Below are 15789 nucleotides of genomic sequence, written 5' to 3' on the forward strand. Positions count from 1 at the left end.
CTTATTCCGCCGCTTCCAGTTGCGCCTGGCTCGCCAGACGCGAGCACTCGGCCATGACCTTCGAGGCCCGCGCGATCGGGTTCGTCAGGTAGAAGTCGGTCACATTCGAAGTCAGCGGCATGGATTGCAGCTTTTCGGCCCGGTCCGCAAGACCGGTGATCGATCCGCTGTCGGCCGGAACGATGGAATCGGACTTCATGAAGCCGTGCTCGGCGTAAAGCTCCTTGCGAAGCTGCATCAGCGAATCGAAGGGCAATTGCTTTTCGATGACTGCGGATAGGGCTCGGATGACAGCCCAGTCCTCCTTCGCGTCACCCGGAGGGAACGATGCGCGGCTCGCCACCTGTGCACGGCCCTCCAGATTGACGTAGGTTCCCGACTTTTCCGTATAGGCGGCAGTCGGCAGGATCACGTCAGCGCGGCTTGCACCCTTGTCGCCATGACTTCCGAGATAAACCACGAACGGCCCGGCCGGGATGTCGATCTCGTCGGCGCCCATGTTGAAGAGAAGCTCGACACCGCCGGACGCCATCTCGGCTGCCGTCTGACCGTTATCACCGGGCACAAAGCCGATATCCAGACCGCCAACACGCGACGCAGCAGTCTGCATCACGTTGAAACCGTTCCAGGTGTCCGTGACAGCGCCGATCTCGCGTGCAAGAGCTGCCGCGGAGGCAAGGATAGCCGAGCCATTTTCACCGGTCAGGGCGCCCTGCCCCACGATGATCATGGGACGCTCAGCGCCCTTCAGCGCCTCGAAGAAGCCCTGGCTCGCACCTTCGATGTCGGACAGTGTGTCCGTGCCAGCGCCGAGGTAGGTGTAGTCGTAGCGAAGATCGGTGTTCTCGCCAATGACGCCGATCGGGAACCCCTCCATCCGCCAGCGCTTGCGGATGCGCGCATTCAGAACAGAGGCTTCGAAGCGCGGATTGGCACCGATGATGAGGAGTGCATCGGCATCCTCGATCCCGGCGATCGTCGTGTTGAAGATATAGGATGAACGGCCATCGGCCGGATGGCTGACGGAGCCATCCTGACGGCAATCCATATTCGCAGAACCGATCTCGCCCATGAGGCGCTTCATCGCCCACATGTCTTCAACGGCCGACAGATCACCGGCGATCGCCCCGACCTTCGATGCCTCGGTCGATCCAAGCCTTGTCTTGACCGCCGCGAACGCTTCAGGCCAGCTCGCAGGCTGGAGGCGTCCGTCCTTGCGGACATAGGGCTTGTCCAGCCGCTGAACGCGTAAACCGTCCCAGACAAAACGGGTCTTGTCGGAGATCCATTCCTCGTTGATTGCCTCGTTCGTGCGCGGCAGGATGCGCATCACTTCCCGGCCGCGCGTATCGACGCGGATGCCAGAGCCGACCGCATCCATCACGTCGATCGTCTCGGTCTTCGTCAGCTCCCAGGGCCGCGCCTGGAACGCGTAAGGACGCGAGGTCAACGCACCAACGGGACACAGGTCGATAACATTGCCCTGAAGCTCGGAGGTCATCGCCTGTTCGAGATAGGTGGTGATCTCGGCATCCTCGCCGCGGCCGACAAGGCCCAGCTCGGAAATGCCGGCAACTTCCGTCGTGAAGCGGACACAGCGCGTGCAGTGGATGCAGCGCGTCATGATCGTCTTGACGAGCGGGCCGATATATTTGTCCTCGACCGCGCGCTTGTTCTCCACATAACGCGAAGAATCAACGCCATAGGCCATCGCCTGATCCTGCAGATCGCATTCGCCGCCCTGATCGCAGATCGGGCAGTCGAGCGGATGGTTGATCAGCAGGAACTCCATCACGCCTTCGCGGGCCTTCTTGACCATCGGCGTGGTGGTAAAGACCTCCGGCAGCTCACCGTTCGGCCCCTTGCGCAGATCCTTCACGCCCATGGCGCAGGACGCGGCAGGCTTCGGCGGGCCGCCCTTCACCTCGACAAGGCACATACGGCAATTGCCTGCAATCGACAGGCGCTCATGGAAGCAGAAGCGGGGTATCTCGGCGCCCGCTTCCTCACACGCCTGCAGTAGGGTGTAATGATCGGGAACATCGACCTCGCGGCCGTCGACTTTGAGCTGTGTCATCGTCTTTCAAACTTCCTCTCCCAGGTGACCGAAGCGCTTCTCAACGCTCTCGGCTCCCGGCAAACTTGAACGCACCCCGCAAGCGCGGGCACTCTCCTGCCCTACTCTGCCGCCACGAGATGCGGCCGGTCGAGATCGGCATTGCGCGAGAATTCGTCGATCCGGCGCTCGATCTCAGGGCGGAAATGGCGCATCAGACCCTGGATTGGCCACGCGGCCGCGTCGCCGAGGGCACAAATCGTGTGGCCTTCCACCTGCTTCGTCACCTGAAGCAGCATGTCGATTTCGCTTTTCTTCGCGTTGCCGACGACCATCCGCTCCATCACGCGCCACATCCAGCCGGTGCCTTCGCGGCAAGGTGTGCATTGGCCGCAGCTCTCGTGCTTGTAGAAGTAGGATATACGCGCGATCGCCTTCACGATGTCGGTCGACTTGTCCATCACGATAACCGCCGCGGTTCCGAGGGAGGTCTTGATCTCCTTCAGCCCGTCGAAATCCATGGGCGCGTCGATGATATCCTTGGCTGGCACGACCGGAACCGAGGAGCCCCCCGGAATCACGGCCAGCAGGTTGTCCCAGCCGCCGCGAACCCCGCCGCAATGCTTGTCGACAAGCTCTCTGAACGAGATGCCCATCGCCTCTTCAACAGTGCAGGGCTGTTCGACATGACCGGAAATGCAGAAAAGCTTTGTGCCGGTGTTGTTCTCGCGACCGATGCCGGCGAACCAACCGCCACCGCGACGCAGGATCGTTGGGGCGACCGCGATCGACTCGACATTGTTGACCGTGGTGGGGCAACCGTAAAGCCCCACATTGGCCGGGAATGGCGGCTTCAGCCGAGGCTGGCCCTTCTTGCCCTCGAGGCTTTCGAGCAGCGCCGTTTCTTCACCGCAGATATAAGCACCGGCACCATGGTGAACCACGACGTCGAAGTCCCAGCCGCACTTGTTGTCCCTGCCGAGTAGGCCGGCCTCGTAGCATTCGTCGACGGCCCTCTGAAGCGCTTCGCGCTCACGGATATACTCGCCGCGAATGTAGATATACGCGGTGTGAGCGCCCATCGAAAAGCCGGCGATCACGCATCCCTCGATCAGCGTGAACGGGTCGTTCCGCATGATCTCCCGGTCCTTGCAGGTGCCAGGCTCGGACTCGTCGGCATTGACGACGAGATAGTGCGGCCGACCGGCGCTCTCCTTCGGCATGAAGGACCATTTGAGCCCGGTCGGAAAGCCTGCGCCACCACGGCCACGAAGGCCCGAAGCCTTCATCTCGTTGATGATCCAGTCGCGACCCTTCTCGATGATGTCCTTCGTGCCATCGAAATGACCACGCTTCATCGCCGCCTTGAGGCTCTTGTCGCGAAGACCATAGATATTCGTGAAGATGCGGTCCTTGTCGGCTAGCATGCGATCCGCTCCTTCTTAAGCTTCCGAATTGCCGTCGCCGGCACCATAATCCGCCCGCTCCCTGGCCTGATCGACCCAGCGATCGCGAACGGCTCGCCCACGGAAATTAAGATAGTTGTCGATCCAGATAAGCTCTTCGCGTCGCCATGCCGCGATCTGCCAGTAGTGGAAGACGCCAACCTCGTTGAGCTTGCTCTCGATGACAGGGCCGATGCCCTTGATCTGCTTCAGATCGTCAGCCTCGCCTCCCCTAGGCGCATCAAGGAGGTCCGCTGGCTTCTCACCCTCGCCGAGATCCCCGAGATCGTCGGGCTCCGAGCTGTCTTGAGCGGCGCTATCGAAGGTGTCGTCGAAAACGGGTCCGGCCGTTGCGTCCTGCGTGCCGGTACGCGCACCTTCGATCGGGCGACCTTCAGCGGCCAGACGGTCCGGCTCGGACTCGCCCTCTCGTGCCCGTTCGATGTCGGTTCCGACGGCGTCGTCGACGACCTTGAAATCCTGAATTACGGCGTCGCGGGCCGAGGCTTCCTTGTCGAGAAAAGTCCCGCCAGACATCTCGGGCGTCGCGCTTTGGTCATCGCCCGTGACAGCACCAGACTCGGCCGCGTCCCGTTCCGCCTGATCGGTCCCGCCGCTTTCCGTGCCGCCTTCCTGGCCTGCACCGGGAGAATGAGCTTCGCTGACCAGTTCGTCGCTCTCCCGGTCCTCGGCCGATTGCGGCGCATCGGCGCCGGCATCGATCGATGGATCGGTGTAGGCGGAGTAACTGTCTGGGCGCCCAGCTTCCGAGGGCGGCGTCGAGGTCGCCTCTCCGGCGCCTTCCCCTTGAGGAGACGAGCCGTTTGCCGGCCCATGCGCGCCTTCCTGCTTCTGCTTGGCGATCAGATCGTCATAATCTTCGGTCAGAGACGTCAGACCACCGATCGGCACGGACTGATGCCGCCCGTTCTGCGGACCGGCCGTCACCTTGGCACCGTTTCCGGCGTCGAACTCGTCGATGATCTCTTCCAGACGTTCCGGCGTCAGGTCCTCATACGCATCCTTGAAGATCATGATCATCGGCGCGTTCACGCAGGCGCCCTGACACTCGACTTCTTCCCAGGACAGCGTTCCGGACTCATTGCGGTGGAACGGTTCCGGATGGATCTTCTTCTTGCAGACCGCCTTGAGATCCTCGGCTCCGCGAAGCATGCACGGCGTCGTGCCGCAAACCTGGACATGAGCGCGCGTGCCGATCGGCTGAAGCATGAACTGCGTATAGAAGGTCGCAACCTCGAGAACGCGGATCAGCGGCATGGAGAGGCGCTCGGCGACGTGCTCGATCGCGGCCTTCGTGACCCAGCCTTCCTGATCCTGTGCGCGCATCAGGAGTGGGATCACGGCCGACTGCTGCCGACCTTCAGGATATTTGCGGACGGTGGCATCGGCCCAAGCGGCGTTCTCGTCTGAAAACGCGAAGCCTTCGGGCTGGATGCTGTCATCGGCAAGACGTCGAACGGACATCGGACCTCGACTCTGGAACCATTTCAATTCATTCGGTTTGGCCGCGTTCTATCACAGGCAAACCAAAACGCCAGCGCTTGATAGACCTGTTATCGCACTGCGGCAAACCGCGCGAGACATTCGGAATCAGTCAGTGTCCGAAAAGTCGGCGAAAAAAGCCGGGTTGGCAAGCGAAAGGCCGGACAAACGCCATTTCATTTGAACTACGCTCACAAAGCCCGATGCCCGGCGGCCTGCAGAATGAAATACCCACCACCACTTCCCGCCGCTGCGCCCGACAATTGGGAGGATCGAGCCTACCCAAGCACGCGTCGAAACACAGCGGTCCAGGCGCAATCGCGCTTTCCTCCCCAAGGGCTCTGGATCAGAATGGGATTTCGTCGTCGAAATCGCGTGATCCGCCACCGCCGCCGCCGCCGCCGTAGCCGCCGCCCCCGCCGGAGCCGCCATAGTCGCCACCGCCGCGCGACCCGCCCGACGGCGGACCACCGCGCGACCCGCCGCCGCCATAGTCTCCACCGCCGCCTTCACCGCGCCCGTCGAGCATGGTCAACGTGCAATTGAAGCCCTGCAGCACGACCTCGGTCGAATAGCGATCCTGCCCGTCCTGCCCCTGCCATTTGCGGGTCTGTAGCTGGCCCTCGATATAAACCTTGGAGCCTTTCTTCACATACTGCTCGATGACCTTGTTCAAGCCTTCGTTGAAGCACACGACCCGGTGCCATTCGGTCTTTTCACGCCGCTCGCCGGAATTTCGGTCGCGCCAGCTTTCCGAGGTCGCGACCGAAAAGTTCGCAATCGGCTTGCCGTCCTGCGTTCGCCGCATTTCGGGATCGGCCCCGAGATTGCCGACGAGAATGACCTTGTTGACGCTGCCCGCCATAAAAAACTCCTTCACACGATTGCGCGCGAACCTAACGACGCGCCTGCGACCACGAAAGGGCTGAGCCTCGATCGTTCACAGAAAAGGCTTGCGGTTCCCAATCAGCGATACGGAACAAAGTTAGAACAAAGCCTTTCCTTGAGTCAATCTGTGCTTTAAACTCGGTGAGGGCTTCCATAGATAGGCCGCATCCCTGCTCCCCTTCTTATTGCCGGTATTCCTCATGTCCGATCTCAAGACGATCTCCATTCGCGGCGCGCGCGAACACAACCTGAAGAATGTCGATCTCGACGTTCCGCGCGACAAGCTGATCGTGATGACGGGCCTCTCCGGCTCCGGAAAGTCCTCCCTCGCGTTCGATACGATCTATGCGGAGGGTCAGCGGCGTTATGTCGAAAGCCTGTCGGCCTATGCCCGGCAGTTTCTTGAGATGATGCAGAAGCCTGACGTCGATTCCATCGAGGGCCTGTCGCCGGCGATCTCCATCGAACAGAAGACGACGTCGAAAAATCCGCGCTCGACCGTCGCGACGGTCACCGAAATCTACGACTATATGCGCCTGCTGTTTGCCCGCGTGGGCGTGCCGATCTCACCGGCGACGGGCCTGCCGATCGAGAGCCAGACGGTAAGCCAGATGGTCGACCGGGTGCTCGCGCTCGAAGAGGGTACGCGGCTTTATCTGCTCGCGCCGATCATCCGGGGCCGCAAGGGCGAATATCGCAAGGAACTGGCGGAGCTGCAGAAAAAAGGCTTTCAGCGCGTCAAGGTGGACGGCGATTATTACGAGGTCGCCGATGTGCCGGCGCTCGACAAGAAGTACAAGCACGACATCGACGTGGTGGTCGATCGCATCGTGGTGCGTGAAGACATGAAGTCGCGCCTCGCCGACTCAATCGAAACCGCACTCGGCATGGCGGACGGCCTGGCTGTCGCCGAATTCGCCGACAAGCCGCTGCCGAAGGAGCGGCTCGCCAATGCCGGGGCGAATCGCAACAAGAACGAGACGCACGAACGGCTGCTGTTTTCGGAAAAGTTCGCCTGTCCGGTCTCCGGTTTCACCATCCCGGAAATCGAGCCACGCCTGTTTTCCTTCAACAATCCGTTTGGGGCCTGTCCGAAATGCGACGGCCTCGGCTCGCAGCAGGCCGTTGATCCCAAGCTCGTGGTGCCGAACGAGAACATGACGCTGAAGAACGGCGCGATCGCGCCCTGGGCTAAATCGACTTCTCCCTATTACGGGCAGACCCTCGACGGCCTCGGCAAGCATTACGGTTTCAAGCAGACCGACAAATGGGCCGATCTCTCCGACGAGGCCAAGGATGTCATCCTCAACGGGACCGGCAAAGAGAAGATCGAGTTTCGGTTCAAGGACGGGCTGCGCGCCTATTCCACGACGAAGACCTTCGAGGGCGTCGTCACGAATCTCGCCCGGCGCTGGCGCGAGACCGATTCGGCCTTCATGCGCGAAGAGATCGAGCGCTTCATGTCGGCAACGCCCTGCCCGGCCTGCAACGGCAACCGGCTGAAGCCCGAGGCTCTGGCGGTGAAGATTGCCGGCCAGCACATCGGCGAGGTCGCCGATCTCTCCATTCGCCATGCGGTCAACTGGTTCGAAGACCTGCCGCAGCACCTGAGCGACAAGCAGAACGAGATCGCCGTTCGCATCCTAAAGGAAATCCGCGACCGACTCCGCTTCCTCAACGATGTGGGGCTCGATTATCTGACGCTCTCGCGCTCGTCGGGTACGCTGTCCGGCGGCGAAAGCCAGCGCATTCGCCTTGCCTCGCAGATCGGCTCTGGTCTCACGGGCGTCCTCTACGTGCTGGACGAGCCCTCGATCGGCCTCCACCAGCGCGACAACGAGCGCCTGCTTGTCACGCTCAAGCATTTGCGGGACATTGGCAACACGGTGATCGTGGTCGAGCATGACGAGGACGCGATCCGCACGGCCGATTTCGTAGTCGATATCGGCCCGGCGGCGGGCGTTCATGGCGGCGAGATCATCGCTTCGGGCACGCCCGAAGACATCATGGAGACGCCTGACTCGATCACGGGTCAGTATCTGTCCGGCGAGATGGGCGTACCCGTGCCCCAGAACAGGCGGAAGGCCAAGAAGGGCAAATCCGTCAAGGTCGTCGGCGCGCGCGGCAACAACCTCAAAAACGTCAGCGCCGAGATTCCGCTGGGCCTGTTTTCCTGCGTCACCGGCGTTTCAGGCGGCGGCAAGTCGACCTTCCTGATCGAGACGCTGTTCAAGGCCGCGTCGCGCCGCATCGCAAACGGTCGGGACGTACCGGCCGAACACGACCGGGTCGAGGGTCTGGAACACCTCGACAAGGTCATCGACATCGATCAGTCGCCCATCGGCCGCACGCCACGCTCGAATCCGGCGACCTATACCGGTGCCTTTACGCCGATCCGCGACTGGTTCGCAGGGCTTCCCGAGGCCAAGGCGCGCGGCTATCAGCCCGGCCGTTTCTCCTTCAACGTGAAGGGCGGACGCTGCGAGGCCTGCCAGGGCGACGGCGTCATCAAGATCGAGATGCACTTTCTCCCAGACGTCTACGTCACCTGCGATGTCTGCGACGGCAAGCGCTACAACCGCGAAACGCTGGAAGTCACCTACAGGGAAAAATCGATCGCCGACGTGCTCGATATGACCGTCGATGAAGGCGTCGACTTCTTCGCGCCCGTTCCGGCTGTCCGAGACAAGCTCGTGGCCCTGAAGGAAGTCGGGCTTGGCTACGTCAAGGTCGGCCAGCAGGCAACGACGCTTTCGGGCGGCGAGGCCCAGCGCGTGAAGCTTGCCAAGGAACTCTCCCGCAAGGCAACAGGCAAGACGCTCTACATCCTCGACGAGCCGACGACGGGCCTCCACTTCCACGATGTCGCGAAGCTTCTGGAAGTGCTGCACGGTCTTGTCGAGCGCGGCAATACGGTGGTGGTCATCGAGCACAATCTCGAGGTCATCAAGACGGCCGACTGGCTTGTCGACATTGGCCCCGAGGGCGGCGATGGCGGCGGCGAGATCGTCGCGACCGGCACGCCGGAGGACATCTGCAAAGAGAAGCGCTCCTATACCGGCCGCTTCCTCAAGGAGCTGTTAGAACGCCGTCCGACGAAGAAGGTGACGAAGATCGCGGCGGAGTAGATCTCACCACAGTATCTCCACCCCGAGTGTCTCGAACTCGGGTCGGCGGTGGTGACAGGGGCTCCAAGCGATCTGGCCTGTGCCGCGATCAATCGATCGAACGGGTCTCGATGATCGGAGAGGAGTTGTCCGGCGCGCATTGCCTGCTGACAGGTCAAGTCGACGAGGGTCATCCGCTCAGCCTCCACGTTTCGCAGTAGCGGCCTAATACCGGCGGACCTTTGAAACCATCGGTTTCATGGGTCGCCGGCAGCCCGAGCGGCGTTTGAGCCGTTTGCCGGGCGTGGATTGACCCAACGGGTCAATTCATTCGTCCGGCGGTATAACACGGCAGCGACCTGCGGCAGCTTGCCGACCCGGTGCTTCTGGGCGATCTCGAAGCCGGACATCGGACTCACGAGAATGGTGTTCTCATCATCCGCCACGACATTTTTCGCCAAATCGGAGAGACGCTGCGGCTCGAAAAACCACCAGATCAGCACATGCGTATCGATCAAAGTGATCATTTCAATGGATAAGTGGCGTGGCCGCCCTCCCTCTCCTCAAGATCTTCCTCGCTGGGAGGCTGAAGGAATATGTCGCTTGGCATATCCCCTGCGAGATGGGCGAGAGCGCCCGGAATCCGCGGCCCCGTCCGCTTCATTTCCACCGGCATCAGGCGCACAGCCGGCCGGTTTCTCCGGGCGATCACGATCTCCTCACCCGCCTCGGCACGGGTAACTAGGCTGGAAAGTTCTGTCTTGGCTTGATGCATGTTCACGATTGTCGCCATGAGCAATATCCAGCTAGCTTCCTGGCTAGCTGCAATCTCCGAGCTATGGTCAATGCCCAAACAACGCCAACAGCATAGATGAACGCCAACACGGAGGATCACATCCGCCGCACCAACCAGACCGTGTGGTAATCGCAGTCCGGGTCTTCGTTTCGCTGTTCGATCACTTCAAAACCGGTTTCGGATAGAAGGATTCGATAATCCTGGTTTTCGAGACTGGCGGCATAGAGCGGTTCGTCTTCGAACTCGCTGATCACTTCGCCCGCTCGGGGTCCGGTCGTGAAAAGGAGCGGCGCCCCTTGAGTGGAATGAGCCGCAAAGATCGGGAACATCCCCCGTTGGTCGGCCGGCGAAAGCAGAAAAAAGCTGTCCCAGGCAATGAGGCCGTCGAAACGTTCTCCGAGCGATAATGTCCGCATGTCGGCTTCGAGCCAGCGATGGTCCGGAAATCGATTGCGCGCGAGATCCAGCATCGCCTGAGAGCTGTCGATGCCCGTGATTCTGCACCCGCGCTCCGTGAGATAGGTGCCGATCGGCTCGCCCATGCCACAGCCGATGTCGAGAATACGGGGCTTGTGCGGCATGGCATCGACGAAGCGGTCGAGCCAGCCTTTTTCAAAAAGAGCGCGGGTGCGAAGACGATCGAACGCTAACGCGTGGCGTTTGTAGATATCCACCACATTGCCGGCTGCCTCAGAAAGCTTAGCGCGTTCCTCTTTCACCCGCCATTTGCTTTCGCCGGAATACGCCGCACGGCGCTCAGCGCCACGCCCTTTTCGTCGAATCGCTCCAGCGTGTCGTTGAGCGGCTCGATCGCCGTCATCATGTGATAGGCGTTGGCGTGAATGAGGCGCTGGCCGTCCATCATGATGCCCACATGGCCCGGCCAGAAGATGAGGTCGCCGCGTTGAAGGGCTTCGATGCCGGCGATCCGCGTTCCCAGTTCACGCGCCTGATCGCTCGAATCGCGCGGAGCGTCGATCCCCGCCATCTGGCAGGACAGCTGCACAAGCGCCGAGCAATCGATGCCGAGCGCGCTCTTGCCGCCCCAGAGATAAGGCGTCTCGAGGAACCGTTCGGCAACGGACACGAAATCCGCCGCATCCTCGCCAAACGCTTCGGCATGCTGTTTCACGATGGCGCCGCCACCATCCAGCAGATGATAGCGGGCGTTGTGGTCCTCCGCCTCGCCGACCGCTTTCACCAGCGCGCCCATGGGCAGGTCCGCGACTGGCGGACGCTTGATGTCGGGTTCGGGAAAGAGCAGCGTGCGCGGGACGGAAATCCGGTGGGTCGGCATGTCCGCCTCGCCCACCTCGTCGAGACGGCTCAGCGCCGCAAACGGGGTGTAGCCGACATAGCCGTCCTCATCGAGCTGCACCCAGGCCCATGGCTCCCCGTCGACCACGATCTCGTCGAAGACCAGCAGGCGCTCGCCGAAGAGGGCCTCGGTGTCGAGCGCTGAATCGTGCGCGGGCGCACGATGGATCGGGGCGAGCGGCACGGATACGACACCTGGCTGCCCCTCGATGAACCGTTCAGCCGAAACGCTCCCCTTAAGCCGAATATCGGCCAGGTCTTCGCGATAGGCGTTGAGGCGTGGATTGAGATGATCGGTCATTCTTCTCGTCGATGCGTTCTTGTCGTCGATGCGTTCGAGATCACTTCGCCGGATAACGCGCCGCGAGCACGTCGAAAAGGGCGCGGATTGCATAGGCTTCGCCCCCGACCGGACCAATCGACGAGGCCTTCGGTCGCCAGCCATAGATATCGAAATGGGCCCAGGTCTTCGCTTTTTCGACAAAGCCGTCGAGGAAGAGCGCGGCCGTGATTGCACCGGCAAAGCCGCCGGGACTGATATTGTTGATATCGGCGACCTTGGAGGAGAGATCCGAACGATAGGGCCGATAGAGGGGAAGACGCCAGGAGGGATCGGCAAGGCGCAGGCCCGCTTCAGAAACGGCGTCGACGAGCGCGGAATCATCGCTGAAGAATGCCGGAAGATCGGCACCCAGCGCGACACGTGCAGCGCCCGTGAGCGTTGCCATGTCGATCATGATCTCCGGCTCTTCCTCATCGCCATAGGCGAGCGCGTCGGCAAGGACCAGACGACCTTCGGCGTCGGTGTTGCCGATCTCCACCGTTTTGCCATTGCGGCTTGTGAGAATGTCGCTCGGCCGAAATGCGTTGCCTGAGATAGAATTCTCCACCGCAGGAATCAGAACCCGGAGCCTGACATCGAGCTTCTGCGCCATGATCATGGAGGCAAGGCCGATGACATTGGCCGCACCGCCCATATCCTTCTTCATTAGAAGCATGCTGGACGACGGCTTGATGTCGAGCCCGCCTGTATCGAAGCAAACGCCCTTGCCGACGAGGGTCACCTTGGGTGCGTCCGGACGCCCCCAGTTGAGATCGATCAACCGCGGTGCCGAGGCGCTTGCGCGGCCGACGGCATGGATCATCGGAAAATTCTGTTCGACCAGCGCATCGCCGGCAATCACGGAAACCGAGGCACCGCCGCGTTCCGCGAGATCGCGCACCGCCTGTTCGAGTTCCGCCGGCCCCATGTCGTTGACCGGCGTGTTGATGAGATCGCGGGCAAGACAAACGCCATCGGCGATCGCCGCGATGCGATCGAGGTCCGCCCTCTCGCCGAGATGAAAGCGCAGGCCGGGTTTTTCATCCGCCTCGTCTGTTTTTCCCGTCTTGTAGCGGTCGAACGTGTAGGCCCCAAGCTTTAGCGCCAACCCGAAAAGCTCCGCGTCGACATTGGCCTCCGCCGGCAGGTGCCAGTCTCCGTCCGGCAGCTTACGGCTCAGAACACCGGCGAGCAGCGCCGCTCTCGCACCATCGCTCGGGTCGCGCTCGTCGGCACGGCCAAGGCCGAGAAGAACAGAGCGCACGCCCCCCTCGCCCGGTACGAGACAGATCGTGCCGGCCTCGCCGTCGAACCGCGAAAGCTCCGCCCAGTCCCGCGTCTCGCCCAGAAGGGCGTCGCGCTCTCCGGGCCGGACAGGCACGATGGGTCGGGACAGGGCAGCACGTTCGGATACGAAAGAGACGGACATCGGCACTCCGGGACCATTGGCGGCAATTAACCAGCCATTAGGGTTAACGATTTATGTTCGAGCCATCGCCCGATGGCCGGCGTCTATGTCGGACATCCAAATCCGTCGAAACGGAGACGAGAGCTCAGCGCATGCGCAAGTTTAGTTCGATATCGGCCTCAAGAAAGGCCCTTCTCGTCGCAACGTCGATCGCCGCGCTCGGCCTTGCCGGTTGCGCCAACAAAGTGAGCTACGAGACGACCGGCTCTATCTCGCGAACAGCGCCCTCTTCCCAATCGCCGGCGCAGGCCCCCGCGAAAACCGTGGCGGCAATGTCGTCGGGCGAGCTTCGCAACGCCGTCGACGCCTATGGCCGGCAGTATGAAGCCAATCCGCGCAACAAGCAGGTCGGCCTTGCCTATTCGGCGGCCCTACAGATGGCCGGGCGAAACGACCAGTCACTTGCCGTCATGCGCCAGGTCGCGATCGCCCACCCGAAAGATCGCGACGTTCTGGCCGCCTATGGCAAGGCGCTGGCCGCAGCCGGCGACCTGTCAAAAGCCCTCGACACAATCCGCCGCGCCCAAACACCCGACTATCCAGACTGGCGCCTGTATTCGGCCGAAGGCGCGATTCTCGACCAGATGGGCAAATCAGCAGAGGCGCGCGCGCTTTTCGAAAAAGCGCTCGTCCTGAAGCCGAACGAGGCGACGGTCCTGTCCAATCTCGGCATGTCCTATCTGCTCGCCGACGACCTGCCCTCTGCCGAACGCTATCTGCGGGCAGCGCTCCAGCAGCCGGACAGCGATGCCCGCATCCGGCAGAACCTCGCGCTCGTGATCGGGCTTCAGGGACGGTTCGAGGAGGCCGAGAAGGTCGCGGCCGGCGCGCTGTCTCCCGAGGAGGCCAGGGGCAATGTCGCATTTCTTCGCGAGATGCTGTCGCAGAACAACACCTGGTCCAAGCTGAAGCAGGAAGATAACGGCGGGGCCTGATGCCCCGGAACCGGCTCCGGCTCGCCCGTTGAAAGGTGACCGCTTGGCAATTTTAGCCGGATCGGTCGTGAGCCTGTCCAGTTGACATTAAGCGAGACCGATTCCAATTCAGCCCCCATGCGAGTAGCGGAAGCCGACATCCTCATCATCCCGGGCTATAAGGGCTCGCCGGACAATCACTGGCAAACCCGGTGGGAGCGCAAGCTCTCCACGGCACGGCGCGTCGAACAGCGGGAATGGTCAAAGCCCGTCCGGGAGGATTGGGTCGCGGCGGTCGCCAAGGCGATCGAGGCGGCGGAAAAGCCGGTAATCCTCGTCGCCCACTCCCTTGGCGTCGCAACTGCGGTTCACGCCGCGCAGGAATCGACGAACCGCATTGCGGGCGGCTTCTTCGTGGCCCCGCCGGACGTCGAGAATGCCGCCATCAGACCCAAACACCTGATGACCTTTGGGCCCTATCCGCGCATTCCGCTCGCCTTCCCTTCGATCGTGGTGGCAAGTCGCAACGACGTCTTCTCGCCGTTCGACGCCGCCGAGGATATCGCCGGCGCCTGGGGCTCGCTGTTCATCGATGCGGGCGAGGCCGGTCACATCAACGGCGATTCGGGCCACGGGCCCTGGCCGGAAGGCTTGCTCACCTTCGGCAAGTTCATGAGCAAGCTCCCCGCCACCAAGTGAGCGCAACACAGGGCTGTCGATCAGCCCTTAGCGTCACGCGCCAGCGCCTGAGCGCCCATGGCGATCACTTTCAGGTCGGCGCTGATGCCCACATAGTCGTAGCCGCGGCTCCAATAGTCCTTGGCATGTCCCGCATCGCCGGCATAGGCGGCGGCCACCTTCCCGTTCCGGCTTGCCGCTTCGCAAACCTTGTCCATGGCATCTCTCAGGCGGTCGCCCTCGATATCGACGCGACTGTCGTCGGAGAGCGCGATCGACAGATCGGACGGTCCGACAAAAAGCCCGTCGATGCCGTCGATTGCCGCGATTTCGTCCAGCGCGTCGAGCGCCGTGCGCGTCTCGATCATGGCGAAGGCGAAGGTCTCCGCGTTCGCGGTCTCGACATAGGCGTCCACATCGCCGTTCTTGGCGAGAGGCGCGGCTCGCATCGGCGCATAGGACCTGAGGCCGAGCGGCGGATACTTCATGTGCTTGACGAAGTCGCGCGCGTCTTCTGCGGTCTCGATCATCGGCATGATGACGCCGCGCGCGCCCATGTCGAGGACCCAGGAGGCAGTGCCGAACGCGCTCACCGGAACGCGGACGATCGCGCCCTTTCCAAAGCCGTAGGAACGGGTGATTGCATCGCGCACGTCGCCCCGATCGAGGAGCCCATGCTGCATATCGAGGGTCACCAGATCGTAATCCGCCCCTAGGAAGGCCTCCTGGGTGAACGGGTCGGGCGAAGCGAGCCAGGCCGAAAGCGCCGGTCTGTCCGCGACGAGCGCGGAAAATCGCTCCTTCGGGGATGACGAAGACCTCATTCGCTCATCACCTGCTCTTCGGCTTCTTTCAAAAGCTCGCCCATCTTGGCGTGGATTTCCTCGGCCGAGATGTCTTCCTCACTCAGATCCGCCTTGAGATGGTCGGAAATGTTGTCGTCCCCCGGCTTCTCGAAATCGATGCGAACCAGATTCTGGGCATAGGCATTGGCATCGGGACCCGTTTTCCCGAGCTTTTCCGCGGCCCAGAGCCCGATCAGCTTGTTGCGCCGCGCCCTTATGCGAAACTTCAGTTCCTGATCATGAATGAAGCGATTTTCAAAATCGCGCTCGCGATCGGCCATGGTCATGAGGGATCTCCCTTTTCATTCCTGCAATCGGAGCCTGGCCCCGAAGACGGCTGATTCCGTCCACCACAATATGGCGAAGTGCGCAAAAGGCGATAAGGCAGTCAGGACAAATCGACGGCGAAAAACCCGTGTATCAAGCAGGCAATGCCAGTATCGCCACGCA

15 protein-coding genes are annotated in these 15789 nt (G+C 61.9%); 3 read left to right on the top strand and 12 right to left on the bottom strand.

The window, feature by feature from the left end; genetic code table 11:
- Nucleotide 1: 1 nt before the first annotated feature.
- From nuoG to ABDX79_RS04100, 4 genes are all read right to left on the bottom strand, one after another.
- Nucleotides 2-2077, bottom strand: a complete 2076-nt coding sequence (nuoG, locus tag ABDX79_RS04085; protein ID WP_346218988.1) for an NADH-quinone oxidoreductase subunit NuoG — start codon at nucleotides 2075-2077, stop codon at nucleotides 2-4.
- 101 nt (nucleotides 2078-2178) lie between these two features.
- Complete coding sequence (nuoF, locus tag ABDX79_RS04090; RefSeq protein WP_346218989.1) at nucleotides 2179-3483, bottom strand: NADH-quinone oxidoreductase subunit NuoF; 1305 nt, start codon at nucleotides 3481-3483, stop codon at nucleotides 2179-2181.
- A 15-nt stretch (nucleotides 3484-3498) separates the two neighbouring features.
- Nucleotides 3499-4986, bottom strand: coding sequence for an NADH-quinone oxidoreductase subunit NuoE (gene nuoE / locus ABDX79_RS04095; protein ID WP_346218990.1), 1488 nt, complete (start codon nucleotides 4984-4986; stop codon nucleotides 3499-3501).
- A 364-nt stretch (nucleotides 4987-5350) separates the two neighbouring features.
- Complete coding sequence (locus ABDX79_RS04100) at nucleotides 5351-5869, bottom strand: single-stranded DNA-binding protein (protein WP_346218991.1); 519 nt, start codon at nucleotides 5867-5869, stop codon at nucleotides 5351-5353.
- A 223-nt stretch (nucleotides 5870-6092) separates the two neighbouring features.
- Between ABDX79_RS04100 and uvrA the strand changes: the two genes are divergently transcribed.
- The gene (gene uvrA / locus ABDX79_RS04105; protein WP_346218992.1) at nucleotides 6093-9020 is read left to right on the top strand and encodes an excinuclease ABC subunit UvrA; all 2928 of its coding nucleotides are present in this window, start codon (nucleotides 6093-6095) and stop codon (nucleotides 9018-9020) included.
- On the opposite strand, the gene ABDX79_RS19680 is transcribed toward uvrA, so the two are convergent.
- The 6 genes from ABDX79_RS19680 to ABDX79_RS04130 form a co-directional block, all read right to left on the bottom strand.
- On the bottom strand, nucleotides 8945-9208 hold the full coding sequence (locus ABDX79_RS19680; RefSeq protein WP_463671109.1) for a type II toxin-antitoxin system VapC family toxin: 264 nt from the start codon (nucleotides 9206-9208) through the stop codon (nucleotides 8945-8947). The two genes, uvrA and ABDX79_RS19680, sit on opposite strands and share 76 nt — an antisense overlap.
- 48 nt (nucleotides 9209-9256) lie before the next feature.
- Complete coding sequence (locus tag ABDX79_RS04110; RefSeq protein WP_346218993.1) at nucleotides 9257-9517, bottom strand: PIN domain-containing protein; 261 nt, start codon at nucleotides 9515-9517, stop codon at nucleotides 9257-9259.
- A 5-nt stretch (nucleotides 9518-9522) separates the two neighbouring features.
- On the bottom strand, nucleotides 9523-9792 hold the full coding sequence (locus ABDX79_RS04115; RefSeq protein WP_346218994.1) for a type II toxin-antitoxin system Phd/YefM family antitoxin: 270 nt from the start codon (nucleotides 9790-9792) through the stop codon (nucleotides 9523-9525).
- A 98-nt stretch (nucleotides 9793-9890) separates the two neighbouring features.
- Nucleotides 9891-10514 carry a class I SAM-dependent DNA methyltransferase gene (locus ABDX79_RS04120; RefSeq protein WP_346218995.1) on the bottom strand — a complete coding sequence of 208 codons (624 nt, stop codon included), beginning with the start codon at nucleotides 10512-10514 and terminating at the stop codon, nucleotides 9891-9893.
- Nucleotides 10511-11413, bottom strand: a complete 903-nt coding sequence (locus ABDX79_RS04125; protein ID WP_346218996.1) for a C40 family peptidase — start codon at nucleotides 11411-11413, stop codon at nucleotides 10511-10513. The genes ABDX79_RS04120 and ABDX79_RS04125 overlap by 4 nt, the downstream gene beginning before the upstream one ends.
- Nucleotides 11414-11453: 40 nt before the next feature.
- Nucleotides 11454-12863 (bottom strand): leucyl aminopeptidase family protein, encoded by a 1410-nt coding sequence (locus ABDX79_RS04130; protein WP_346218997.1) that lies wholly within the window; start codon nucleotides 12861-12863, stop codon nucleotides 11454-11456.
- A 131-nt stretch (nucleotides 12864-12994) separates the two neighbouring features.
- On the opposite strand from ABDX79_RS04130, the gene ABDX79_RS04135 reads away from it, so the two are divergent.
- Nucleotides 12995-13837, top strand: coding sequence for a tetratricopeptide repeat protein (locus ABDX79_RS04135; RefSeq protein WP_346218998.1), 843 nt, complete (start codon nucleotides 12995-12997; stop codon nucleotides 13835-13837).
- Between the two features lie 117 nt (nucleotides 13838-13954).
- The gene (locus ABDX79_RS04140; RefSeq protein ID WP_346218999.1) at nucleotides 13955-14515 is read left to right on the top strand and encodes an RBBP9/YdeN family alpha/beta hydrolase; all 561 of its coding nucleotides are present in this window, start codon (nucleotides 13955-13957) and stop codon (nucleotides 14513-14515) included.
- 20 nt (nucleotides 14516-14535) lie between these two features.
- Here ABDX79_RS04140 and ABDX79_RS04145 read toward each other — a convergent pair whose 3' ends face one another.
- The gene (locus tag ABDX79_RS04145) at nucleotides 14536-15318 is read right to left on the bottom strand and encodes an HpcH/HpaI aldolase family protein (protein ID WP_346219000.1); all 783 of its coding nucleotides are present in this window, start codon (nucleotides 15316-15318) and stop codon (nucleotides 14536-14538) included.
- Nucleotides 15315-15626: a DUF1476 domain-containing protein gene (locus ABDX79_RS04150; RefSeq protein ID WP_346219001.1), complete on the bottom strand. Its 312-nt coding sequence runs from the start codon at nucleotides 15624-15626 to the stop codon at nucleotides 15315-15317. Before ABDX79_RS04150 ends, ABDX79_RS04145 begins: the two co-directional genes overlap by 4 nt.
- Nucleotides 15627-15789 lie beyond the last annotated feature (163 nt).

Origin of the sequence: Fulvimarina fulva (genome assembly GCF_039652615.1) — a bacterium.
In the GTDB taxonomy this organism is placed as follows: Bacteria; Pseudomonadota; Alphaproteobacteria; order Rhizobiales; family Rhizobiaceae; genus Fulvimarina.

Excerpts from the sequence above, each read along its gene's own strand:
- nuoG (WP_346218988.1), bottom strand. The coding sequence starts at position 2,077 with ATGACACAGCTCAAAGTCGACGGCCGCGAGGTCGATGTTCCCGATCAT.
- nuoF (WP_346218989.1), bottom strand. The coding sequence starts at position 3,483 with ATGCTAGCCGACAAGGACCGCATCTTCACGAATATCTATGGTCTTCGC.
- nuoE (WP_346218990.1), bottom strand. The coding sequence starts at position 4,986 with ATGTCCGTTCGACGTCTTGCCGATGACAGCATCCAGCCCGAAGGCTTC.
- ABDX79_RS04100 (WP_346218991.1), bottom strand. The coding sequence starts at position 5,869 with ATGGCGGGCAGCGTCAACAAGGTCATTCTCGTCGGCAATCTCGGGGCC.
- uvrA (WP_346218992.1), top strand. The coding sequence starts at position 6,093 with ATGTCCGATCTCAAGACGATCTCCATTCGCGGCGCGCGCGAACACAAC.
- ABDX79_RS04115 (WP_346218994.1), bottom strand. The coding sequence starts at position 9,792 with ATGGCGACAATCGTGAACATGCATCAAGCCAAGACAGAACTTTCCAGC.
- ABDX79_RS04125 (WP_346218996.1), bottom strand. The coding sequence starts at position 11,413 with ATGACCGATCATCTCAATCCACGCCTCAACGCCTATCGCGAAGACCTG.
- ABDX79_RS04130 (WP_346218997.1), bottom strand. The coding sequence starts at position 12,863 with ATGTCCGTCTCTTTCGTATCCGAACGTGCTGCCCTGTCCCGACCCATC.
- ABDX79_RS04135 (WP_346218998.1), top strand. The coding sequence starts at position 12,995 with ATGCGCAAGTTTAGTTCGATATCGGCCTCAAGAAAGGCCCTTCTCGTC.
- ABDX79_RS04140 (WP_346218999.1), top strand. The coding sequence starts at position 13,955 with ATGCGAGTAGCGGAAGCCGACATCCTCATCATCCCGGGCTATAAGGGC.
- ABDX79_RS04145 (WP_346219000.1), bottom strand. The coding sequence starts at position 15,318 with ATGAGGTCTTCGTCATCCCCGAAGGAGCGATTTTCCGCGCTCGTCGCG.
- ABDX79_RS04150 (WP_346219001.1), bottom strand. The coding sequence starts at position 15,626 with ATGACCATGGCCGATCGCGAGCGCGATTTTGAAAATCGCTTCATTCAT.